The sequence below is a fragment of the Tenacibaculum sp. UWU-22 genome, assembly GCF_041021355.1.
GTDB lineage: Bacteria > Bacteroidota > Bacteroidia > Flavobacteriales > Flavobacteriaceae > Polaribacter.
This window is the reverse complement of sequence record NZ_JBFNGP010000004.1, coordinates 1-22,424: the sequence shown is the minus strand read 5'-3', so window position 1 is coordinate 22,424 and position 22,424 is coordinate 1. Positions and strand designations below refer to the sequence as shown.

The following is a 22,424-nucleotide window of genomic DNA, read 5'->3' as shown; positions in this document are numbered from 1 at the left end:
ATTCTAAAACAAGCTCTTAAAATCACTTGTATGATAGCTTGTTTTTTTATACTTTGCATAGATTAAATACAGCAAAACATGCCGATAGAAATTACACGTTTATTTGATTTTCCATATTATCAATTAGAAAAATTTAATTTATCAAAATCATTAATTACAAAGTATGATGGCGTATGGCAAGCTACTTCTACCCAAACCTATATAAACAAGGCAAACGCCATTAGTAGAGGGTTACTACGTTTAGGTGTACAACCTAATGATAAAATTGCTGTAATTTCAAATACCAATCGCACCGAATGGAATATTTGTGATATCGGTATACTTCAAACCGGAGCGCAAAATGTACCTATTTACCCTACAATTTCTGAAGAAGAATACGAATACGTACTAAATCATTCTGAAGCAATTTATTGCTTTGCTTCTGATAGTATAATTATTGAAAAGCTCAATAAAATAAAAAATAAAACGAAGCTTAAGGCTGTTTATACTTTTGATGATATTGAAGGCGAAAAAAGTTGGAACGAAATTTTAAAACTAGGTGAAGACACTGAAAATCAGCCCGAAGTTGAAGCGCGAAAAAAAGAGGTGAAACCAGATGATTTAGCAACATTAATCTACACCTCTGGCACCACTGGTAAACCTAAAGGCGTTATGCTTTCTCACAACAACATCGTTTCTAATGTTATTGCCTCGAATGACCGAGTACCTTTAGAAATGGGTAAAGACAAGGCTTTAAGTTTTTTACCTGTCTGTCATATTTTTGAGCGTATGATTTTATATTTATATCAATATAATGGCTTGGCTATATATTTTGCAGAGGGTATTGATAAATTAAGTGAAAATGCACAAGAAATTAAGCCTAATGTAATGACTGCTGTTCCTCGACTATATGAAAAAATTTATGATAAAATTTATGCAAAGGGAAATGAGCTAAAAGGAATAAAAAAAATGCTCTTTTTTTGGGCTTTAGCCTTAGGCGAAAAATACAAACCCTATAAGCAAAATGGTTGGTGGTACGAACAAAAACTAAAATTAGCCCGAAAATTAATTTTTTCTAAATGGCAAGCCGCATTAGGCGGACAACTAAAAATTATGGTATCGGGTAGCGCTGCCTTACAATTACGATTAACCAATATTTTTGCTGCTGCCAAAATGCCGATTATGGAAGGCTATGGCTTAACCGAAACCTCTCCCGTTATTTCAGTTAATGCCGTTAAAAATAAAGGCTTTAGACCTGGAACCGTAGGCAAAATTATTAGCGGTGTTGAAGTTAAAATTGGTAGTAATGGTGAACTTTTAGTTAAAGGACCAAACGTAATGATGGGATATTATAAAGACCCTGAAAAAACAGCAAGTGTTCTCGAAAACGGTTGGTTTCATACGGGTGATAAAGCCGAAATTACCGAAGACGGTTTTATAAAAATTACGGGGCGTACCAAAGAAATGTTTAAAACCTCTGGTGGTAAATATATAGTGCCTACCTTATTAGAAAGTGAATTAAAGCAATCGTTTTTTCTAGAGCAAATTATGGTGGTTGGTGAAGGCGAAAAAATGCCTGCCGCAATTATTCAACCTAATTTCGAATACCTACAAAATTGGGCTAAAATAAAAAAGATACCTTTTAAAGATAATGAAGATCTTATTACAAACCCTAAAGTTTTAGCGCGCATTCAAAAAGAAATTGATAAGTGTAATGCTCACTTTGGAAAATGGGAACAAATAAAAAGGTTTGAATTAACACCTGATGAATGGTCTGTAGAAGGCGGACAACTTACCCCTACCATGAAAATGAAGCGAAAGGTAATTAAAGAAATGTATAACAATTTATATACCAAAATTTATAACGGGTAATCAGTAAATTAATAACGCCATATATTTTAAAATATCATCGAAAAAGTAGAGAGAATCTACGAAGCAAAAACCAAAAAATTTTAGATATCTTTCGGTAACTAGTACACTGTAGTTCTGATATTAATCAAAACAAAAACAGAGTTAGATTTTCTATCAATTTTTAAAAAACGATAACACCCTAAGTTTTTTATCATAAATTGTTTACAACTTTGTTCGTTATATTTCATTTTACTTTGTAAATAAGAGGCTAGATGTGTATTTTTGTTATATTAATATAAATGATGTTTATGGAACATTTTGTAGTATCGGCGCGTAAATATCGTCCTCAAGATTTTAAAGATGTGGTGGGGCAACAAGCGATAACCAATACTTTAGAAAATGCTATCAAAAAAAATCATTTAGCACAAGCATTACTATTTACAGGACCTAGAGGAGTAGGCAAAACGTCTTGTGCCAGAATTTTGGCAAAAAAAATAAATCAAAACAGCCAAACAGAACAAACACAAGATAACGATTTTGCTTTTAATATTTTTGAATTAGATGCTGCCTCTAACAATTCGGTTGATGACATTCGAAATTTAACCGACCAAGTACGTATTCCGCCTCAAACAGGAAAATACAAAGTATATATTATTGATGAGGTACATATGCTTTCACAGACTGCTTTTAATGCTTTTTTAAAAACCTTAGAAGAACCCCCTGCTCATGCTATTTTTATTTTAGCAACTACCGAAAAACATAAAATTATACCTACTATTTTATCTAGGTGTCAAATATTTGATTTTAAGCGAATTAGTGTTATTGACGCCAAAGAATACCTAAAAACTATTTGTGAAAAAGAAAGTATAACTGCCGATGACGATGCCTTACACATTATTGCTCAAAAAGCAGATGGTGCTATGCGAGATGCCTTATCTATATTTGATAGAATTGTAAGTTTTTCAGGAGCTAATTTAACTAGAGAAGCTGTAACGCAAAATTTAAATGTTCTTGATTACCAAACCTATTTTGACTTTACTGATTTAGCATTGCAACACGATATACCAAAAATACTAATTGCATTTAATGGTATTTTATCTAAAGGGTTTGAAGGACATCATTTTATAAACGGATTAGCCTCTCACTTTAGAGATTTATTAGTTGCTAAAGACCCCGCAACAGTTGCGTTGTTAGAAGTAGGTGATACCGCTAAGAAAAAATATATTAATCAGGCAGAAAAAGCCCCGATGGATTTTTTGCTAAAAGCTATCGATAAAGCGAATAATTGTGATTTAAATTACAAGGTCAGTAAAAATCAACGGCTACTGGTAGAACTTACACTGATGCAAATTGCCTCTATCACTTTTGATGGAGCAAAAAAAAAATCTAGCAACTACATAATACCAGCTACTTTTTTCACAGCACTTTCACCCGCGAAGAAAACCACTATTACCGATAAAAAAACTGTTGACAAAAAACCAAGTTCTACGGTTTCAGAAACGCAAACAATTACGAAACCCGTATTAAAAAATACTGAACGCAGACCCTCTGCCCTATCACTAAAAAGCATACAAAACAAACGTGCTCAAAAAAAATCAACCCTAAAAGAAGAAAATTACGACGACTACCCACGAACACCTTTTACTGAAAAAGAATTAAATAAAGCATGGAAACACTATTATACGAAGTTAATAGAGAAAGGTGAAAAAAATATAGCTTCAATAATTATAAGCGATCAACCTACCCTACTTTCTAATTTTGTTATCGAATTAACGTTAACAAATAATTTAATGAAAGTACAATTAGAACGAGGTAAACCCAAATTATTAAAACACCTTCGCGAATCGTTAAATAATTACGGTATTACCTTACAAATTTTAATAGATGAAACATTAACCAATAAAATAGCCTATACACCCGAAGAAAAATATAAAAAACTAAAAGAGAAAAATCCTTTAGTTGAAAAACTAAAAAACACATTTGAGTTAGATGTATAATTGTATTTATATACTAACACAAAAAAGCTACATTAATGGTGAAAAGAGGTGAAAAACTCTTTCAAAAAACCGAATATAAAACGGGCGTTTTTTCCAAATTTCAAGAGTTAATGGTGTTGCATTTTGTATATCTTCATAAAAAACTTCAGCTAATTTTTGTGCTGCCTTTTCATCAAAAACAACCGCATTGATTTCAAAATTTAAGTCAAAACTTCGATTATCTAAATTTGCTGTACCCACTACCATAATTTTTTTATCGCATACCATAGTTTTAGCGTGTACAAAGCCTTTTTGATATTTATAAATTTCTACACCTGCATTTAACAAATCTTGGAAAAAAGAATGTGAGGCTAAGTTTACAGTCCACGAATCTGAAACCCCTGGAATTAACAATTTAATTTTTACACCACTTAACGCCGCAATAATAATAGCATCTGAAAAAGATTTATCAGGAATAAAATATGGTGTAGTAATACAAATTTCGTCTTTTGCCAATAAAATAGCTTGTATTAAGGTATATTTTATATTCTGATAATCAGAATCTGGACCGCTTGATACTATTTGTACCAATTGGTTTGAAGAGGGTTTTTCAGGTGTTGAAATAGGAAAGTAAGTTCTTGAAAAAGCAATGTTTTGATTAGCGCAAAAATTCCAATCGGTTAAAAACACAAACTGTAAGTTAAATACTGCTGGCCCAGTAATTTTTAAATGGGTATCGCGCCAAAATAACTTATTTTTTTTATTATTAATATACTTATCAGCTACATTAATACCACCAACATAGCCCTCGGTACCATCAATAATTATTATTTTTCTATGGTTGCGATAATTTATTCTATTGGCTAATAAAATTAAATTTATTTTATAAAATGGTCGCGCCTCTACCCCAGATTCTTTAAGTTTTTTTACAATATTATTTCGAATATTCTTACTACCAAAATCGTCATAGATAAACCGAACCTCAACACCCTCTTTAGCTTTGTCTATAAGTATTTGAGCAATTTTATTACCAATTTCATCATTTTCATAAATATAATACTGAATATGAATATGCTGTTTTGCGCTTTTTAAACTTTTTAATACTTCAGCAAACTTTTCTTCTCCATTTATCAAAAGCTGAACCGTATTATTGTCGGATAAAAAGCCTTGATGGCTATGAAAATTAGCAAGCGGATAAAAATAACCTATACTTTTTTTATGCCTTGATGAAACATCTGTAGAGCGAGAAATTAGTTTTTCGGTTAGCTTAGGAAAAATTTCTTTATCTATTTCTAATTTTTTTTTATATAGTTTGCGTTTTCTATAATTTAAGCCAATGCTAAAATACAAGATAATGCCTGCAACAGGAAAAATAACCACCAAAAACAAATATGCCAATGCTTTACTAGGAGTATCTGCATAAAAAAGAATTCTATAGCATACAGCTAATAAAACAATAAGGTATAACGTAAGAAAAACAACAGACATCCTATATAAATATTACTAATAAAAAATAAAATTGTATAATAATTTTACAAAAACTAAAGATATGTTTTATTACCTCACACAATTTTGGGTATAATATATATTTTTCTACTTTTGACGCTTTATAATTAAAAAATGGATAATAACACCTTACTCAGTTTAGCGAAAAAATACGACACACCACTGTATGTGTACGATACCGAAAAAATAATATCACAATACAATCGAATTACCAAAGCTTTTTCGAAAGTTAAAAATGTAAAAATTAACTACGCAGCAAAGGCTTTGTCAAATTTAAACATTTTAAAGATTTTTAACAACCAAAAATCTGGTTTAGATACCGTTTCTATACAAGAAGTAAAACTAGGTTTATTGGCTGGTTTTTCGCCAGATGATATTATTTATACACCTAATGGCGTATCGCTAAAAGAAATTGAAGATGCCGCTAAATTAGGGGTTAAAATTAATATTGATAACCTTTCTATTTTAGAATTGTTTGGGCAAAAATATCCTAATATTCCTGTATGTGTGCGAATAAACCCACATATTATGGCTGGTGGTAATAGTAAAATATCTGTAGGTCATATCGATTCTAAATTTGGCATTTCAATTCATCAAGTTCCGCATATAAAAAGAGTGGTCGAAAACACGAAAATGCATATTAATGGTATACACATGCATACGGGATCTGATATTTTAGATATAGATACTTTTTTACGTGCTTCAGAAATATTATTTGATGTTGCTAAACAATTTGACAACATTGACTTTATAGATTTTGGTAGCGGATTTAAGGTGCCTTATAAAAAAGGTGATATTGCAACCGATATTGAACAGTTAGGTAAACAACTATCTAAACGATTTAACGAGTTTTGTAAAGAATATGGTAAAGAACTTACATTAATGTTTGAACCTGGTAAGTTTTTGGTTAGTGAATCAGGTTATTTTTTAGCAAAAGTAAATGTTATTAAACAAACTACCTCTACTGTTTTTGCTGGTATTGATACGGGTTTAAATCATTTAATTCGCCCTATGTTTTACAATTCATATCATCATATAAAAAATATATCTAACCCTAATGGTCGAGAGCGATACTATTCAATCGTAGGTTATATTTGCGAAACAGATACTTTTGGTACTAACCGAAAAATTTCTGAAATTAGAGAAGAAGACATTTTATGTTTTAGTAATGCTGGAGCCTACTGTTATTCTATGGCTTCTAATTATAACTCGCGTTATCGCCCTGCCGAAGTTATGGTATACCAAGGAAAAGATTACTTGATTAGAAAACGAGAAACTTTTGAAGACATTGTTCGAAATCAAGAAATTGTTTTATAAACTATTATTTTAACAAAAAAAGCGAGTGTAACCTTTTAGTGTTTTACTCGCTTTTTTTTTGCTCGTTCAATAAATTTTGAAGTGCACTTTTTAAATCATTATATTTAAATTTAAAACCTTCACGTATAATTTTTTTAGACGACACCCTACTGCCCTTTAAAAGTAGTGTGGCTCGCTCACCAAATATTAAATACAGTATAAAACTAGGTATGTTTAGAAAAAACATAGGTTTTTTCATTTCTTTTGCTAGTGTTGCTGTAAATTTTTGATTGGTAATGTATTCTGGTGAAACAGCGTTATATACTCCTTTTAATGAGCTATTTTCTAATGCATATTTAATCATATAACTTAAATCGGTAATATGTATCCATGGCATGTATTGCTTTCCACTACCTAAAGCAGCCCCTACATAATACTTAATAGGAGTCATCATTTTTTTTAGAGCGCCCCCTTCTTTAGACAGCACTATTCCCAATCTTAAAATAACGGTTCGTTCACAAACACCTTGTTTTTGAAATTCTTTAGCAACATTTTCCCATTTAAAACAAACATCACCTAAAAAATCATTGCCTTTATTCATGTCTTCACTATAAATTGTAGTTGAAGTTTGCGTTCCGTAATATCCTATTGCAGATGCAGATATAAAAGAATTTATTTTTAAGTGCTGTTGGGTTAAGGTATTTAAAATTAATTTCGAAGAATCAACTCTACTTGATAAAATAGTTTTTCTTCGTTTTTTTGACCATTTTTTATCGGCAATTCCTGCACCAGCTAAGTGAATAATATGTTTTACATTGGTAAAAGCATTACTATCGATAAACTTGTTTTCTACATCCCATTCAAATTCATTTTCACGCTTACTTTTTCGAGTTAAATATCTAATCTCAAAATTGTTCTGTAAAATTTTCGATACGCTCTTTGCTACCGTTCCGTTTGCCCCTGTAATTAAAACAACCTCTTTCACCTTTTAATCTAATTTATCACTAAAATAGGAAAATTCTTTATAAATAAATGGTATTATACTTATCGATACAAAAAGGCAATTATATATTGACTATTTTTTAAATTTTAAACCCGTTTTTAGAAGAATTTTACTCAAAAATTTTGGTTTCAAACCCATCAATACTTTCTGTGTTTTTATTTTTCCAATACGCTATTATTCCTTGTTCACCTATTTGATTCGACCATGCATTTAATGCGGTTCGTTCTTCTTTAAAATCCATAAACGGCACTGCAAAACCACAAGACGTTTGTACTAAATCAATTTTCACTTCAATTATTTGTCGCGCACCTATATTTTCTTCAAATAAATTTGAGTAGTTATGAAACTCTTGATCTCTTTTATGATAAGCTTTAGCCTTACCATACAATCGTAATATCAAAGGTCTTTTTTCAAAAGAACAAAACATAATGGTCATTCTATCATTTTTCAGTAAATGAGCTGCTGTTTCATTTCCACTACCTGTAAGGTTTAGCCATATAACTTTGTTTTTATTAATTACTCGAAAAGAGTCTGCCCCTTTTGGAGATATGTTAACTCGACCTTCTGCTGCCGCTGTTGCTACAAAATATATTTTTTGAGTTTCAATAAAATCTTTAAGCTCTTGTGTTATATAGTCTAATTTCTTTCCCATTTATTAAAATTTAGGCTAATTATTTTCTCGTTTTATTTTAACTGTTTTTCAATTCGACTATCGGGTATAAGCCATATAATAGCCACTATTGTATAGCCAATAATGCCTAATAAAGGTAAAAAATAAGTTGCTATTAATGCTACTAAATATACTATAATAGTTAATTTTTCTTTAGCTGTGTTTTTTAAAGCTTGTCCTAAAACAGAATTTTTTCCTTCGTGCTTAACCGCCGTGTTTTCAAGAACCGCAAATATTATGGCGCTTAACAATAAATTGGCACCATAAAGCATTACCGGATATTTTTCAAAATTGTTTTCGCCCATCCAAGCAGTAGTAAAGGGTGTTAAGGATAGTGAAAAAAGTAAGGCTAAATTTGCCCAAAGCACTTTGCCATTTATTTTTTCAATGGCTTGAAATAAATGATGATGATTATTCCAAAAAATGCCTAAGTAAATAAAACTTAATAAATACGATAAAAATTTAGGGATAATTGGTTTTAAAGCCTCAAAACTTGAGCCTTCTGGAACTTTCATTTCTAAAACCATTATGGTAATAACGATAGCTAAAACACCATCGCTAAAAGCTTCTAATCTTCCTGTTTTCATTATTATTTATTTACACCTAACTATAAAAGGCTTTAAGCAATAGCCTAAAACCTTTTAAAATTTAAAATTAATCTTCTAAATATCCAAATTTACCCTGATTAAAGTCTTCAAAAGCCTGAATAAGTTCTTTACGCGTATTCATAACAAAGGGGCCATGAGCTGCAATAGGCTCATTTATAGGCTCTCCACTCATAATAAGTACAGTTGCCTTATCAGAAGCTGTTATGGTAAAGGTTTCACCATCATTTGCAAAAAGCACAAAATTATCTGTAGGCACTTTTTCTGAATTATTTACAGTTATATTACCTTCAATTACAAGTAGTGCCGTATTATAATTAAACGGAAAATTAAACGTTGCTTCTCCTCCTTTATTTAACTTAGCATTCATTAACTGTATGGGGGTAAAAGTATTCGCTTTGCCTTTTACTTCGTTATAATTACCTGCAATTACCTCTATAACTCCTGCATTATTTTCTAATACCACTTTTCCCATTTCGGTATTAGGTATAGCTTGATATTTAGGTTTTGCCATTTTATCTTTTGCGGGTAGATTTACCCATAATTGCACCATTTGAAATTCACCACCTTTTTTACTCCATTCTTTTTCATGATATTCTTTGTGCAAAACGCCACTTGCTGCCGTCATCCATTGTACATCACCCTCTCCTATTATACCGCCACCACCACTACTATCATGATGTTGAACTCGGCCTTTATAAGCAATAGTTACCGTTTCAAAACCGCGATGAGGATGTACACCAACACCTAATGGTTTTTGAGAAGGAGCAAAATTAATTTTCGAATTATAATCTAACAAAATAAAAGGGTTCATTCTTTCCATTTCTAAACGATAAGTACTCGGTATAAAGTTATGCACTTTAAAACCATCGCCTACCCAGTGTGTTTGTGTTGGTTTTACCACTAATTCTACATTACGTTTTTTCATTTTTAATTCATTTATAATTACAATGCAAAATTACTACTGCTTTATAAGCTGTACATTGACCTATGATAAGAAATTAATTTTTAAAGTTTTTATTTACTAACTCTCTACGCACACGACTTAAACTTTCTGGTGTAATACCTAAGTAAGAAGCAACCATGGTTTGCGGCACTCGCAATAAAATATCAGGATACGTTTTAATAAATTGTTGATACCTTTCTTCTGCCGTTTGACTCATTAGCATAATTACTCTACGTTGTAAGGTTCTAATTTGGTTATGCAACATCAAATTATTAAAATCTCTAAATTTCGGGATTTTCTGTTCTAATTTTCTTATAAAATCATCATCAATAAAAGCTACTCTTGCAGGTTCTAATGCTTGAATAAAATACTGTGATGGTTGATTAAAATAAACACTTTCTATATCGGTAACAAACCAGTTTTCTGGAGCAAAAAGCAAAATGTGTTCTTTACCTTTAGCATCAATCATATATTGTTTTAGCAACCCTTTTTCAACAAAAAATATATGTTGGCAACGCTCATTGTTTCGTAAAAGAAAATCGTCTTTTGCATATTCTTTTATCAAACAATTTTTTTGGATAGATAAAATTTCGCTTTCATCAATGTCTAGATTTGAAGTTAGATATGTTTTTAAAGTAAAATTATTCATCTATCAAGTTTTACGTACTTTATTTACACAAACATTCTATTATTTATATTCAGCCCCTAAAACATCCTTTAAATGTAGTAAAAAATCGTGTACTTTTACTTATGGTTACACAAAAAGAAAGTTGTTTTTAGTTTATAAAATACCTTTTCTTTAATTTTGTTTATTCTAAAATAGGTTTCTATGACTCATAATCATACAGGGCATAATCACGAAGATCACCATCATCATTCTGTGGCTAGTTTATCACAAATAAACAATGCTTTTTACATTGGTATTTTCTTAAACGCTGCTTATACTCTTATCGAATACATTGTTGGTTTAAAAAATAATTCACTCGCTTTAATAGCCGATGCTACTCATAATTTAAGCGATGTTGCTAGTTTAATTATTTCGTTAATTGGTTTAAAATTAATGCAAAAAGCAGCTACAAAGGTTTACACTTATGGTTATAAAAAAGCGTCTATATTAGCATCATTAATTAATGCCGTTTTATTAATTATCGTTGTAATTAACATTGTTAAAGCTTCAGTAGAGCGGTTTAACAATCCACCTGAAATTACAGGAAAAGTAATTATAATCACCGCTACCATTGGTGTTTTTATTAATACAATCTCGGCTTTCTTATTTTTTAAAGGTCAAAAAGATGATATTAATGTAAAAGGTGCTTTTTTACATTTGGTTGTAGATGCTTTGGTTTCGTTTGGTGTGGTAATTTCTGGTATTGTAATTTATTATACGGGATGGAATATTATTGACCCCTTTATTAGTTTAATAATAGCCTTAGTTATTATTTTTTCTACCTGGGGTTTGTTAAAAGAAAGTGTTAAACTTTCTTTAGATGGTGTACCTAAAGATATTGATACAGAAAAAATAAACACTTTATTACTTAAAAACCCACTTGTTAAAGAAGTACATCACACTCATATTTGGGCGATTAGCACCAATACAAATGCTTTAACTACGCATATCTATGTAGATACTAAAAATTATACTCCTGAAATTATTTCAAAACTAAAAAAAGAGATTAATCATCAATTGGCTCATCAAAACATTCAACATGTTACCTTACAGTTTGAAACTAGTAATGATAAGTGTGTTGAAAATAATTGTGATTAAAATAGTATATTTGAATAGTATCAAAATATAACCCATGAACAATATCAAACAATTTGATATGCGCTCTCCAAAACGAGGCATATTTTTTATAGTACTAGTAGTATTAGCAATTATTCTTATTTCAAAATCTACCAAAACCATAAAATCTGGGCAAGCTGGTGTTTTATACCGAACATTTGGCGGAGGTGTAGAAACCGATAAAACTTACGGAGAAGGGTTTCATATTGTTGCGCCTTGGAATGAAATGCATATATACGAGGTTAGACAACAAGAATTATTTGAAAAAATGAAAGTACTTTCTTCTAACGGACTAGAAATTCAAATTGATGCCTCTGCTTGGTATCAACCTGTATATAAAGATTTAGGACATTTACATCAAAATGTTGGTGAAAATTATTTACAAAGAGTTATTCAGCCTGCTATTCGTTCTGCTGCTCGTAGCGTGGTAGGTCGCTATACCCCTGAGCAGTTATATTCGAGTAAACGCGATGCTATTCAAGATGAAATATTTACAGAAACTAAAAAAATTCTTGAATCGCAATACGTGCAATTAAACGAGGTATTGGTTCGCGATGTAACCTTACCAAGTACCATAAAAGAAGCTATAGAGCGTAAATTAAAACAAGAACAAGAGTCGCTAGAATACGAGTTTAGATTAGTAACTGCTCAAAAAGAAGCTCAAAAACAAATTATTGAAGCAAAAGGTAAAGCCGATGCTAATAAAATTTTAAGTGCTTCATTAACCGACAAAATTTTACAAGACAAAGGTATTGAAGCCACAATAAAACTTGCCGAGTCATCGAATAGTAAGGTGGTTATTATTGGTTCTGGAAAAAATGGAATGCCTATTATTTTAGGTAACCAATAAAAAAGGTAAAATAACGGTATTTATAATTCTGTTTTAATGCAATTAGCCCTATAACAAAACTGTTTTAACTGCTATTTTTATAGCAATGGGTATATTTATTTATTTGCTGGTAAAACTTTACCTACACATTCACCAAAACCAATTCGAACATCGTTATTTTTACTATAACCGCGTATAATAACCGTATCGTTATCATTAATAAATTTACGTTGGGTACCATCGTTTAGGGTTATAGGGTGTTGCCCTTTCCAAGTAAGTTCTAACATAGAGCCAAAACTGTCTTTTGTTGGTCCCGAAATAGTGCCACTACCCATCATATCACCAGCATTAACAGGGCAACCATTTACCGTATGATGTGCTAATTGTTGCGCCATGGTCCAATACATATATTTAAAGTTAGAATTTACAATAATGGTTTCTGTGGCATTTTCGGGTTTAATCCCTACTTGCAAATTAATATCGTAACTTTTTTTCCCTTCAACTTGTAAATAGGGTAAAGGTGTATGCACCTGTTCTGGGTTATCTACTTTAAAAGGTGCTAAAGCATCTAAGGTAACAATCCATGGAGAAATGGTTGAAGCAAAGTTTTTGCCTAAAAAAGGCCCTAACGGAACGTATTCCCAAGATTGAATATCTCGAGCAGACCAATCGTTTAGCAATACCAATCCAAAAATATAATCTTCAGCCTCTTCTATCGGAATTCTTTCTCCTAAATTATTAGAAGCCGTAGTTATAAAAGCCATTTCTAGCTCAAAATCTAATAATTTAGATGGACCAAAATTAGGGGTTGTTTCTCCCTCATTTGGACGAGATTGCCCAACAGGACGACGAACTGGAATGCCTGATTGAATAATTGAAGAACTTCTACCATGATACCCTACAGGAAGTTGTAGCCAGTTAGGTAACAACGCATTTTCAGGGTCTCTAAAAAGGCTTCCTACATTAGTAGCATGCTCTTTACTCGCATAAAAATCGGTATAATCGCCCACACTTACGGGCAACAACATTTCTACTTCTTCTATTTTAAAAATTATTTTTTCTCTATGCTCTTCGTTATCTCGTAATGCACTATAGGTGCTATCAAAAACATCAGCTATTCTATTGCGTACTAAACGCCAAGTTTTGCGGCCATCAGCAATAAAATCATTTAATGTATCTTGAAGAAACATATCATCTGTTAAAGGTATTCCATCAAAATACCCTAATTGATGAAAAGCACCTAAATCAATAGCATAATCGCCAATTCTAGTACCTATAGTAATAATATCATCACGAGTTAAAAAAACACCGAAAGGAATATTTTGAATAGGAAAATCAGAATTTTTATCAACATTTAACCAAGATTTTCTTTTGGGGTCATTGGCTGTTATTAGCATTGCGATATTAGTTTAAGTGTTAAAAAGTGTCTGCCAAATATAACAGAAAGTTATCAGTAGCAAAATGTTTTTTATTACTTTTGACAATCTTTTATTATAATAATTTTTACTATGCAATACGACCATCAAATTTTTGATTTAATTCAAGAAGAAAAAGAACGCCAACTTAATGGATTAGAATTAATAGCCTCAGAAAACTTTGTAAGTAATCAGGTAATGCAAGCACAAGGTTCTGTGTTAACTAATAAATATGCCGAAGGATACCCTAATAAAAGGTATTATGGCGGATGTGAAGTAGTTGATATTGTAGAGCAAATAGCTATAGATAGAGCTAAAGAACTATTTGGTGCCGAATATGTAAATGTACAACCTCATTCGGGTAGCCAAGCAAATACAGCTGTATATGCAGCTTGTTTACAACCTGGAGATACGGTTTTAGGGTTTGATTTGTCTCATGGTGGGCATTTAACACATGGATCACCTGTAAATTTTTCAGGAAAATTATACAAGCCTGTTTTTTATGGTGTAGATGAACAAACTGGAAGAATTGACTATAATCACTTAGAAGCACAAGCACTAAAACACAAACCTAAATTAATTATTGCAGGGGCTTCAGCTTATTCTAGAGATATTGATTTTAAACGCTTTAGAGAAATTGCAGATAGCGTAAATGCTATTTTAATGGCCGATATTTCGCACCCTGCAGGTTTAATTGCCAAAGGTATTTTATCTGATCCTTTACCACACTGCCATATTGTAACCACTACAACTCATAAAACATTAAGAGGCCCTCGTGGTGGTATGATAATGATAGGAAAAGATTTTGATAATCCACTAGGCTTAACCTTAAAAAATGGGAAGCTAAAAAAAATGTCTACATTAATAAACTCTGCTGTTTTTCCAGGTAATCAAGGTGGTCCGTTAGAACACGTTATTGCTGCTAAGGCAGTAGCATTTGGCGAGGCTTTAACCGATGAGTTTTTAGAATATCAAATTCAAATAAAACAAAATGCACAAGCTATGGCAAAGGCTTTTATTGCTAAAGGATATCATATTATTTCAGGAGGAACAGATAACCATATGATGCTGATAGATTTACGCAATAAAAACATTACCGGTAAAGAAGCTGAAGAAGCACTAGGAAAAGCTGCTATTACGGTTAATAAAAACATGGTGCCTTTTGATACAGAGTCGCCTTTTATTACCTCAGGTATTCGGGTGGGTACTGCTGCGGTTACTACCCGTGGATTAAAAGAAGATGATATGGAAACTATTGTAAATTTAATCGATGAAGTTCTGGAAAATCGAAACAACGAAGACTTTTTAGAAGAACTAAGTGATAAAGTATATGATTTAATGCACTATAGACGATTATTTGTTATGTAATTTTAAAACAATAGCACAGTTAGCTATTTTTGTACACTATAAATTAAAAACCTCACAAATTTTAAATTTGTGAGGTTTTTTTATGAGGATTACTCGTGCATAGTGCTATTTAAAAACAACACGATTAAAATCAATTATTTTTTAATTAAACCAAATAATAAACGATTTTATTTTAGCTAAGTCGGGTATTTGTTCTAAGGTTACTTTTTGTGTACTAAAATCTTTCAACCCTAAATCTTCTTTATTAATTGTAACTGTAGCATTAAGCTGATCTATAAAAAGGGTAGCCGAAGAAAACGAAGTTTCTACCTTATTAATTTTAGTGTTCGCATTAATTTCTTGAAAGGTAGAACGAATATTTAATCCTGATTTTGTTTTGTAGCGATCGTCGTAAATTTGAATACTTTTTATAGTTGAAGTAGAATCTAACTGTTCTTTAGGCACAATGGTTAATAAATGCTTCCCTCCTTTTTCATATATTTCGTATTCATCGTCATCTTGAAAATAATTATCGCCTTTAGCGCCTTCACTTAAAATTTTTACAATAGAGTCGTTTTTAAATATTTTATCTAATTGATCTATAGTAGTTTTAGGTGTTAATTGGCCTACTTTTCCTTTAGCAACATCAAATTTTCCGCTGGTATTGCACTTCACAAAAAATATGCTTACAAAGATTATAGCTGCTAGTTTTAGGGTGTTTTTAGTCATTTGAATTAAAGGGTGTTTAAATTTATCTATTTCATTACTTTTTTTAAAATTCCAAAAGCAGCTCTAATAAATGTAGCACTTGTTAACACTTTTACCACGGGGTTTATTGAGCTTCGAGATCTTGAAGAGGTACTTTTACGTTTTGTTTTTTCAGCTTCTTCTTCACGAGCTTCTTCTATTTTATCTTTATTTATCTTTTCAATTTTATCATTTAAAATTTCATAAGCACTTTCTCGGTCAATATTTTCATTGTATTTAGGTACTAAACGTGAGTTATCGAGTACTTGTTTAATTTCTTTCGGCGTTAAAATATCCATTCTACTCATTGGTGCTCGTAACATAGTTCTTGCCAAAGGGGTTGGTATTCCTTTTTCATTTAAAGCCGATACAAAAGCTTGACCAATACCTAATTGGGTTAATACTTCGTCTGTTTTGTAATATGCTGAATCTGGATAGTTTTCTGCGGCTAATTTAATGGCTTTTCTATCTTTAGCTGTAAATGCTCTTAAAGCATGCTGTACTTTTAACCCTAATTGAGCTAATACATCTTCTGGCACGTCTTCAGGATTTTGGGTTACAAAATACAACCCAACACCTTTTGAACGAATAAGTTTTACAATACTCTCTATTTGATCTAATAACGCTTTTGATGCTTCACTAAACACTAAATGCGCCTCGTCGATAAAAATAATTAATTCGGGTCTACCACTATCACCTTGTTCTGGAAAAGTTTCATAAACTTCAGCTAACAACTGCAACATAAAGGTAGAAAAAAGCTTTGGTTTGTCTTGAATATCGGTTAATCGAAGTATTGAAATAACCCCTCTTCCATCTTCATCAACTCGAGTTAAATCTTCAACATCAAACGATTTTTCACCAAAAAATAAATCTCCGCCTTGTTGTTCTATCTCTACTACTTTTCTTAAAATTGCTCCTGTACTTGAAGTTGATATTAATCCATATTCAGACTGTATATCTTCTTTTCCTTCTTGAGTAATAAATTGTAATATTTTTTTAAAGTCTTTTAAATCTAATAAGGGCAATTGATTATCATCACAGTACTTAAAAATAATAGAAACAATACCCGATTGAGTTTCTGATAAATCTAAAATTCTAGATAATAAAACAGGTCCAAATTCAGAAACTGTAGCTCGTAAACGCACACCATCTTGTTCTGATATGGATAAAATTTCTACTGGAAATTTCTTAGCTTCAAACGGAAAACCTATTTTAGCGTGGCGCTCATCAATTTTCGGATTTCCTGGACTTGGCTCAGCCAACCCACTTAAATCTCCTTTAACATCCATCAATAATACAGGTATCCCTTTATCAGACATGTTTTCGGCCAATACTTGTAGCGTTTTTGTTTTACCTGTACCTGTGGCACCTGCAATTAATCCGTGCCTATTTAAAGTTTTTAGAGGAATTTTTACAAAAGCGTCTGTAATGGTTTCTTCGCCTAACATAGCCGCTCCCAAGTTAATATACTCTCCTTTGGTTTCGTATCCTTCGTTAATGTAATTTAAAAATTCGTCTGTCTTACTCATAGTTTTGTTTCTATTAAAAAATCATGTAAAAATAGGAAAAATCATTTACTAAAACCGTTATAAAATTTGAATGTTGTATATCTTTGCATACTTATGGTAAAAAAAGAAGTACACGAATTAATTAATGTTGGCAAAATGCTTCCTTTAATGGAAGAATTTTATACCATACAAGGCGAAGGCGCTTATACAGGTACCGCTGCTTATTTTATTAGAATTGGAGGCTGTGATGTAGGATGCCATTGGTGTGATGTTAAAGAAAGTTGGAATGCCGATTTACACCCACCAACACAAACCGATTTAATTGTTAAAAATGCCGAAAAATATGCTAATACTGTTGTAATTACTGGTGGAGAACCGTTAATGTGGAATTTAAACTACATTACCCAACAATTGCAACAAAAAGGCATACGAACCCATATTGAAACCTCTGGAGCCTATCCATTATCTGGTGTTTGGAACTGGTTTTGTTTATCACCCAAAAAAACAAAACTACCCTTACTTGAAGCCTATAAAAATGCCGATGAATTAAAAATGATTATCTACAATAAGAACGATTTTTTATTTGCAGAAGAACAAGCTAAAAAAGTATGCGAAAATTGTCAGCTATTTTTACAGCCCGAATGGAGTAATAAAGAAAAAATGATTCCTTTACTTATTGAGTATGTAATGAAAAATCCGAAGTGGAAAATATCCTTACAAACCCATAAATATTTAAATATTCCTTAACTTTAAACAAGATTTTCGTTACCATTACCATTTAACCTAATAATTAAGTGCAAAAAAAAATTAACATACAAAATAAAAAGGCGCGTTTTGAATACGAAATAATCGACAAATATATTGCAGGAATTCAGTTAACAGGCACCGAAATAAAATCGATTAGGCTAAGTAAAGCGCGTATTACCGAAAGCTTTTGCGAATTTAACGACCGAGGAGAATTGTTTGTGATTAACATGTATATTGAAGAATATATTTATGGCCATCAATTTAACCATAAACCCAAAAGCGAGCGTAGGTTATTGCTAAACAAACGTGAATTGCGAAGTTTAAAAAAAGATGTTGAAGCAAAAGGAAACACCATTGTTCCGTTACGCTTGTTTATTAACGAAAATGGATTTGCCAAACTAGAAATAGCCTTAGCCAAAGGAAAAAAACTTCACGACAAACGCGAAACAATCAAAGACCGCGATAATAAACGAGACTTAGCTCGAATTAAAAAGAATTTTAAATAATAGTTTACTTGATTTTAAATTAAATGCTACAAGAAAAACTAAAAAATTATACGGTTATTTTAGCTTCTGGCTCTCCTAGAAGACAAGAGTTATTAAAAACAGTAACCACAGATTTTGAAATTCGCCTTAAAAAAATTGAAGAAATTTATCCTCCTAAATTAAAAGGAAAACAAATTACCGATTTTTTAGCTCTTTTAAAAGCAAGAGCTTTTGAAGCTGAACTCAACAAAAATGATCTTCTTATTACTTCAGACACTATTGTTTGGTTAAAAAACAAAGCTTTAGGTAAACCCAAAAATTACGAAGAAGCATTTACCATGCTTAGTAAACTTTCGGGTAAAAAACATAAAGTAATTACTTCTGTTTGCATAAAAAATAAAAATGCTGAAAAAGTTATACATTGTACTACTAAAGTATTTTTTAAAAAATTATCAAATACCGAAATTGATTATTACATAAAAAACTATCAACCCTACGATAAAGCTGGTGCTTACGGAATACAAGAGTGGATTGGTAAAATAGGTATACGCAAAATAAAAGGAAGTTATTTTAATGTAATGGGGTTGCCTGTTCATAAACTGTATAAAGAATTACTTAATTTATAAACAAACCCACAATATTATTCTTATTTTTGAAGCCCAAAAAACAACACAAAACACTTTTGATAAAGTATTGTTTTAATTTTAATAAAATAAATAGCAGAATTTGGTTAACAATGCTAACCGACACCATTATTACAACTAAACACATATATAACAAGGTGTTATAAAAAACAAATAGATGAAAAAATACACGTACACAGAAAAAAAGGATACCCGATCTGGTTTTGGTGACGGTTTAACAGAATTAGGCAAAAAAAATCCAGACGTAGTTGCATTATGTGCAGACTTAACAGGTTCTTTAAAAATGAATGATTTTGAAAAAAATCATCCAGAACGCTTTTTTCAAATAGGTATTGCCGAGGCAAATATGATGGGTATTGCTGCAGGGATGACTATTGGCGGAAAAATTCCTTTTACAGGAACCTTTGCTAACTTTTCTACAGGTAGAGTGTACGATCAAATTAGACAATCTATTGCATATTCTGGTAAAAACGTAAAAATTTGTGCGTCACACGCAGGATTAACTTTAGGCGAAGATGGGGCTACACACCAAATTTTAGAAGATATTGGTTTGATGAAAATGTTACCAGGCATGACCGTAATTAACACTTGCGATTACAACCAAACTAAAGCCGCTACTATTGCTATAGCCGAGCATAAAGGCCCTGTATATTTACGTTTTGGACGCCCTAAAGTTCCTGTGTTTATGCCTGAAACTAAATTTGAAATTGGTAAAGCTATTACCTTAACTGAAGGTAGTGATGTAACGATTGTAGCAACTGGACATTTGGTTTGGGAAGCCTTACAAGCAGCAGAACAATTAGAAGAAAAAGGAATTACAGCAGAAGTTATTAATATACACACTATAAAGCCATTAGATGAAGATGCTATTTTAAAATCCGTAGCTAAAACAGGTTGTATTGTAACCGCCGAAGAACATAACAAATTTGGTGGTTTAGGCGAAAGCGTAGCTCGATGTTTATCGCAAAAGCGCCCTACCCCACAAGAATTTGTTGCTGTAAACGATAGTTTTGGAGAATCAGCAACGCCTGATCAATTAATGGAAAAATATCACCTAAACGACAAAGCAATTATAAAGGCTGTAGAAAAAGTTATTAATCGAAAATAAACTATTTTTCATTTTTTATCGTTTTAAAGGCTAACCAAAAACAAAATAATTATGAAAAAACTAATCTTAGTATGCTTTTTATTAGTTGGGGTAAATCAAATGTCGTTTGGTCAACTACAAGGCGGTATTAAAGCTGGTATTAACTACAATTCTGATTCATTTCAAGACGTAAAAAACGATGTGTTTTCTGGAGCTAAAAGTAAAACAGGATACCATGTGGGAGTTTGGTTACGTGGCAAATTACCACTTATAGGCCTGTACATTCGTCCTGAATTAGTTTACACACAGTTAAAAAACGAGGTAGTTTACACCCCTGAGGGTGAGTCAAATTCATCTAAAACCACTTATGATTTTAAGAAAATTGACCTCCCTATTTTACTAGGTACTAAAATTTTTGGTATCGGCAATATTTTTGCGGGCCCCTCTTTTCAATACATACTAAAATCTGATTTTGATTTTAACGATTTAAAAGAGCTCAATTCAGATGGTTTTTCATTAGGGCTACAGTTTGGTGCAGGTATTGAGTTTGGTAAAGTTGGTCTTGATTTACGATGGGAAAGAGCTTTATCGGATACCGAAACTAAATTTGTAGATAACAATACGCAAGGCAACGTAAATTTTGATACTCGAGTAAATCAAATAATACTAGGGCTTTCGCTTAAATTCTAAATAAAATAACACGAGAGTTTGTTTTTAAAAAAAAGAGTTGGAATTTTTTAAAAAAATACCAGCTCTTTTTTATTAACTATTAAAAACTAACTAATTTATAATCACTAATTTTAGTGTGTTATATTTAGTAAGACCCATTTAATAGCTAAAGGTTACTTCGTTAGTATAAATTTAACATTTTTTTAAACACTCTATTAGCTTAATGCATCTAACGGACTTTTAATTTTAGACTTTGTTATATCGGTAATATGAGTGTAAATTTGTGTAGTTTTTATAGAATGATGTCCTAAAAGCTCTTGAACATAGCGTATGTCAGTACCATTTTCAATAAGATGTGTTGCAAAGCTATGTCGCAAAATGTGAGGGGTTACATACTTATTAATATTGGCAATAAAAGCCATACGTTTTACCATTTTTTGTACACTACTTGCCGAGTATTTTGTGTTATTATATCCTTCAAACAAATATTTAACAGGTTTATACGCTTTGTAATAGGTGCGTAATCTCTGAAGAGCGGTTTCTGAAAGCATTACTTTACGGTCTTTATTTCCCTTCGATTTATATATATGGATAATCATATTATTAGAATCAATATCCGAAATTTTTAAATTTAATAATTCACTTATACGCAACCCTGAACTGTAAAGTAACATAATTATACACTTATGTTTTATATTTTCTGTTACTGAAATAAGACGTTGAATTTCGTTTTTACTTAACGATTTTGGCAACTGTTTTTCTTTACGTTTTGGGTACAATGATTTTAGCGGTAAAATGGTATTATAATTTAACTCAAAAAACTTACCAATTGCTGCTAATGTCATTTTTTGTGTGGAAACGCTAATATTTTGAGAAGTTATTAAATGGTGTAAATAATTACTTATATTAAGAGGCATTATAGCATCTATTTTATACTTTTTAAATGCTTTTAAAAATTGTTTAACAGAATATTGATACGATGCTATGGTTTGTTTAGCATAGTTTTGAATGGTTAACATTTTTACAAAAGTTTTTATTTCATTTTCAACATGTATCATGAGTTCTGCATTTTAAAAATGTGTAATTCATAGCAATTTATGAAATTATTAGTAGATATCGAACTTTTAAGGGTATTATTTTGTTTTTATAAGTATGGTTATGCCGAATTTATAAAGATAAATTAAAATGAATTCTGTATATTTGGACGTTAGCAACAAGCAAAACCAACCAATGGCAAAAAAGAAAATACCAATCGAAAAACAGGAAGTTGTCTTAACTAAACCTAAAGATGTTTTTGAAAAAGAATTGAACGACAGAATTGAAATAGGTAA

21 protein-coding genes are annotated in these 22,424 nt (G+C 31.3%); 11 read left to right on the top strand and 10 right to left on the bottom strand.

All coding sequences use genetic code 11. The annotated features are described in order from the left end of the window. The first annotated feature begins 78 nt into the window (after positions 1-78). Positions 79-1,851 carry a long-chain fatty acid--CoA ligase gene (locus AB2B44_RS07795; protein WP_369049013.1) on the top strand — a complete coding sequence of 591 codons (1,773 nt, stop codon included), beginning with the start codon at positions 79-81 and terminating at the stop codon, positions 1,849-1,851. A 287-nt stretch (positions 1,852-2,138) separates the two neighbouring features. Next, entirely contained in the window at positions 2,139-3,827 is a 1,689-nt protein-coding gene (dnaX, locus tag AB2B44_RS07790; RefSeq protein WP_369049012.1) for a DNA polymerase III subunit gamma/tau, read from the top strand. Between the two features lie 27 nt (positions 3,828-3,854). On the opposite strand, the gene cls is transcribed toward dnaX, so the two are convergent. After that, positions 3,855-5,294, bottom strand: coding sequence for a cardiolipin synthase (gene cls / locus AB2B44_RS07785; RefSeq protein WP_369049011.1), 1,440 nt, complete (start codon positions 5,292-5,294; stop codon positions 3,855-3,857). Positions 5,295-5,426: 132 nt separating this feature from the next. Between cls and lysA the strand changes: the two genes are divergently transcribed. After that, entirely contained in the window at positions 5,427-6,629 is a 1,203-nt protein-coding gene (gene lysA, locus AB2B44_RS07780) for a diaminopimelate decarboxylase (RefSeq protein WP_369049010.1), read from the top strand. Between the two features lie 43 nt (positions 6,630-6,672). Here the strand turns inward: lysA and AB2B44_RS07775 are convergent, their stop codons facing one another. From AB2B44_RS07775 to AB2B44_RS07755, 5 genes are all read right to left on the bottom strand, one after another. Continuing rightward, a complete protein-coding gene (locus AB2B44_RS07775) occupies positions 6,673-7,593 on the bottom strand; it encodes a TIGR01777 family oxidoreductase (protein ID WP_369049009.1) in 921 nt (306 codons plus the stop codon). Positions 7,594-7,720: 127 nt separating this feature from the next. Beyond that, on the bottom strand, positions 7,721-8,263 hold the full coding sequence (locus tag AB2B44_RS07770; protein WP_369049008.1) for a pyridoxamine 5'-phosphate oxidase family protein: 543 nt from the start codon (positions 8,261-8,263) through the stop codon (positions 7,721-7,723). Between the two features lie 32 nt (positions 8,264-8,295). Further along, the gene (locus AB2B44_RS07765; RefSeq protein ID WP_369049007.1) at positions 8,296-8,868 is read right to left on the bottom strand and encodes a TMEM175 family protein; all 573 of its coding nucleotides are present in this window, start codon (positions 8,866-8,868) and stop codon (positions 8,296-8,298) included. A gap of 67 nt (positions 8,869-8,935) precedes the next feature. Further along, complete coding sequence (locus AB2B44_RS07760; RefSeq protein WP_369049006.1) at positions 8,936-9,814, bottom strand: pirin family protein; 879 nt, start codon at positions 9,812-9,814, stop codon at positions 8,936-8,938. A 73-nt stretch (positions 9,815-9,887) separates the two neighbouring features. After that, on the bottom strand, positions 9,888-10,481 hold the full coding sequence (locus AB2B44_RS07755; protein ID WP_369049005.1) for a Crp/Fnr family transcriptional regulator: 594 nt from the start codon (positions 10,479-10,481) through the stop codon (positions 9,888-9,890). Positions 10,482-10,661: 180 nt separating this feature from the next. On the opposite strand from AB2B44_RS07755, the gene AB2B44_RS07750 reads away from it, so the two are divergent. Continuing rightward, the gene (locus AB2B44_RS07750; RefSeq protein WP_369049004.1) at positions 10,662-11,597 is read left to right on the top strand and encodes a cation diffusion facilitator family transporter; all 936 of its coding nucleotides are present in this window, start codon (positions 10,662-10,664) and stop codon (positions 11,595-11,597) included. Between the two features lie 34 nt (positions 11,598-11,631). Further along, entirely contained in the window at positions 11,632-12,465 is an 834-nt protein-coding gene (locus AB2B44_RS07745) for a prohibitin family protein (protein WP_369049003.1), read from the top strand. 95 nt (positions 12,466-12,560) lie between these two features. On the opposite strand, the gene fahA is transcribed toward AB2B44_RS07745, so the two are convergent. Beyond that, the gene (fahA, locus tag AB2B44_RS07740) at positions 12,561-13,841 is read right to left on the bottom strand and encodes a fumarylacetoacetase (RefSeq protein WP_369049002.1); all 1,281 of its coding nucleotides are present in this window, start codon (positions 13,839-13,841) and stop codon (positions 12,561-12,563) included. Positions 13,842-13,952: 111 nt separating this feature from the next. Here fahA and glyA point away from each other — a divergent pair, with 111 nt between their 5' ends. Next, the gene (gene glyA / locus AB2B44_RS07735; protein WP_369049001.1) at positions 13,953-15,227 is read left to right on the top strand and encodes a serine hydroxymethyltransferase; all 1,275 of its coding nucleotides are present in this window, start codon (positions 13,953-13,955) and stop codon (positions 15,225-15,227) included. A 141-nt stretch (positions 15,228-15,368) separates the two neighbouring features. On the opposite strand, the gene AB2B44_RS07730 is transcribed toward glyA, so the two are convergent. Both AB2B44_RS07730 and AB2B44_RS07725 read right to left on the bottom strand, forming a co-directional pair. After that, on the bottom strand, positions 15,369-15,935 hold the full coding sequence (locus tag AB2B44_RS07730) for a hypothetical protein (protein ID WP_369049000.1): 567 nt from the start codon (positions 15,933-15,935) through the stop codon (positions 15,369-15,371). Between the two features lie 26 nt (positions 15,936-15,961). Continuing rightward, complete coding sequence (locus AB2B44_RS07725) at positions 15,962-17,482, bottom strand: helicase HerA-like domain-containing protein (RefSeq protein ID WP_369048999.1); 1,521 nt, start codon at positions 17,480-17,482, stop codon at positions 15,962-15,964. A gap of 93 nt (positions 17,483-17,575) precedes the next feature. Here AB2B44_RS07725 and AB2B44_RS07720 point away from each other — a divergent pair, with 93 nt between their 5' ends. The 5 genes from AB2B44_RS07720 (at position 17,576) to AB2B44_RS07700 (ending at position 21,114) form a co-directional block, all read left to right on the top strand. Then, positions 17,576-18,208, top strand: a complete 633-nt coding sequence (locus AB2B44_RS07720) for a 7-carboxy-7-deazaguanine synthase QueE (RefSeq protein ID WP_369048998.1) — start codon at positions 17,576-17,578, stop codon at positions 18,206-18,208. 47 nt (positions 18,209-18,255) lie between these two features. Further along, positions 18,256-18,714 (top strand): SsrA-binding protein SmpB, encoded by a 459-nt coding sequence (smpB, locus tag AB2B44_RS07715; RefSeq protein ID WP_369048997.1) that lies wholly within the window; start codon positions 18,256-18,258, stop codon positions 18,712-18,714. 23 nt (positions 18,715-18,737) lie between these two features. After that, a complete protein-coding gene (locus tag AB2B44_RS07710) occupies positions 18,738-19,319 on the top strand; it encodes a Maf-like protein (RefSeq protein WP_369048996.1) in 582 nt (193 codons plus the stop codon). A 175-nt stretch (positions 19,320-19,494) separates the two neighbouring features. Further along, positions 19,495-20,445, top strand: coding sequence for a transketolase family protein (locus AB2B44_RS07705; RefSeq protein WP_369048995.1), 951 nt, complete (start codon positions 19,495-19,497; stop codon positions 20,443-20,445). Between the two features lie 51 nt (positions 20,446-20,496). Then, positions 20,497-21,114 carry a porin family protein gene (locus AB2B44_RS07700; protein WP_369048994.1) on the top strand — a complete coding sequence of 206 codons (618 nt, stop codon included), beginning with the start codon at positions 20,497-20,499 and terminating at the stop codon, positions 21,112-21,114. A 194-nt stretch (positions 21,115-21,308) separates the two neighbouring features. Here AB2B44_RS07700 and xerA read toward each other — a convergent pair whose 3' ends face one another. Next, on the bottom strand, positions 21,309-22,151 hold the full coding sequence (xerA, locus tag AB2B44_RS07695; RefSeq protein WP_369048993.1) for a site-specific tyrosine recombinase/integron integrase: 843 nt from the start codon (positions 22,149-22,151) through the stop codon (positions 21,309-21,311). Positions 22,152-22,424 lie beyond the last annotated feature (273 nt).

Coding starts and splice junctions, on each gene's coding strand:
- glyA (WP_369049001.1), top strand. CDS start 13,953: ATGCAATACGACCATCAAATTTTTGATTTAATTCAAGAAGAAAAAGAA.
- AB2B44_RS07710 (WP_369048996.1), top strand. CDS start 18,738: ATGCTACAAGAAAAACTAAAAAATTATACGGTTATTTTAGCTTCTGGC.
- AB2B44_RS07730 (WP_369049000.1), bottom strand. CDS start 15,935: ATGACTAAAAACACCCTAAAACTAGCAGCTATAATCTTTGTAAGCATA.
- AB2B44_RS07760 (WP_369049006.1), bottom strand. CDS start 9,814: ATGAAAAAACGTAATGTAGAATTAGTGGTAAAACCAACACAAACACAC.
- dnaX (WP_369049012.1), top strand. CDS start 2,139: ATGGAACATTTTGTAGTATCGGCGCGTAAATATCGTCCTCAAGATTTT.
- lysA (WP_369049010.1), top strand. CDS start 5,427: ATGGATAATAACACCTTACTCAGTTTAGCGAAAAAATACGACACACCA.
- AB2B44_RS07770 (WP_369049008.1), bottom strand. CDS start 8,263: ATGGGAAAGAAATTAGACTATATAACACAAGAGCTTAAAGATTTTATT.
- xerA (WP_369048993.1), bottom strand. CDS start 22,151: ATGATACATGTTGAAAATGAAATAAAAACTTTTGTAAAAATGTTAACC.
- AB2B44_RS07755 (WP_369049005.1), bottom strand. CDS start 10,481: ATGAATAATTTTACTTTAAAAACATATCTAACTTCAAATCTAGACATT.
- AB2B44_RS07765 (WP_369049007.1), bottom strand. CDS start 8,868: ATGAAAACAGGAAGATTAGAAGCTTTTAGCGATGGTGTTTTAGCTATC.
- fahA (WP_369049002.1), bottom strand. CDS start 13,841: ATGCTAATAACAGCCAATGACCCCAAAAGAAAATCTTGGTTAAATGTT.
- AB2B44_RS07700 (WP_369048994.1), top strand. CDS start 20,497: ATGAAAAAACTAATCTTAGTATGCTTTTTATTAGTTGGGGTAAATCAA.
- AB2B44_RS07795 (WP_369049013.1), top strand. CDS start 79: ATGCCGATAGAAATTACACGTTTATTTGATTTTCCATATTATCAATTA.
- AB2B44_RS07725 (WP_369048999.1), bottom strand. CDS start 17,482: ATGAGTAAGACAGACGAATTTTTAAATTACATTAACGAAGGATACGAA.
- AB2B44_RS07720 (WP_369048998.1), top strand. CDS start 17,576: ATGGTAAAAAAAGAAGTACACGAATTAATTAATGTTGGCAAAATGCTT.
- AB2B44_RS07750 (WP_369049004.1), top strand. CDS start 10,662: ATGACTCATAATCATACAGGGCATAATCACGAAGATCACCATCATCAT.
- AB2B44_RS07745 (WP_369049003.1), top strand. CDS start 11,632: ATGAACAATATCAAACAATTTGATATGCGCTCTCCAAAACGAGGCATA.
- AB2B44_RS07705 (WP_369048995.1), top strand. CDS start 19,495: ATGAAAAAATACACGTACACAGAAAAAAAGGATACCCGATCTGGTTTT.
- cls (WP_369049011.1), bottom strand. CDS start 5,294: ATGTCTGTTGTTTTTCTTACGTTATACCTTATTGTTTTATTAGCTGTA.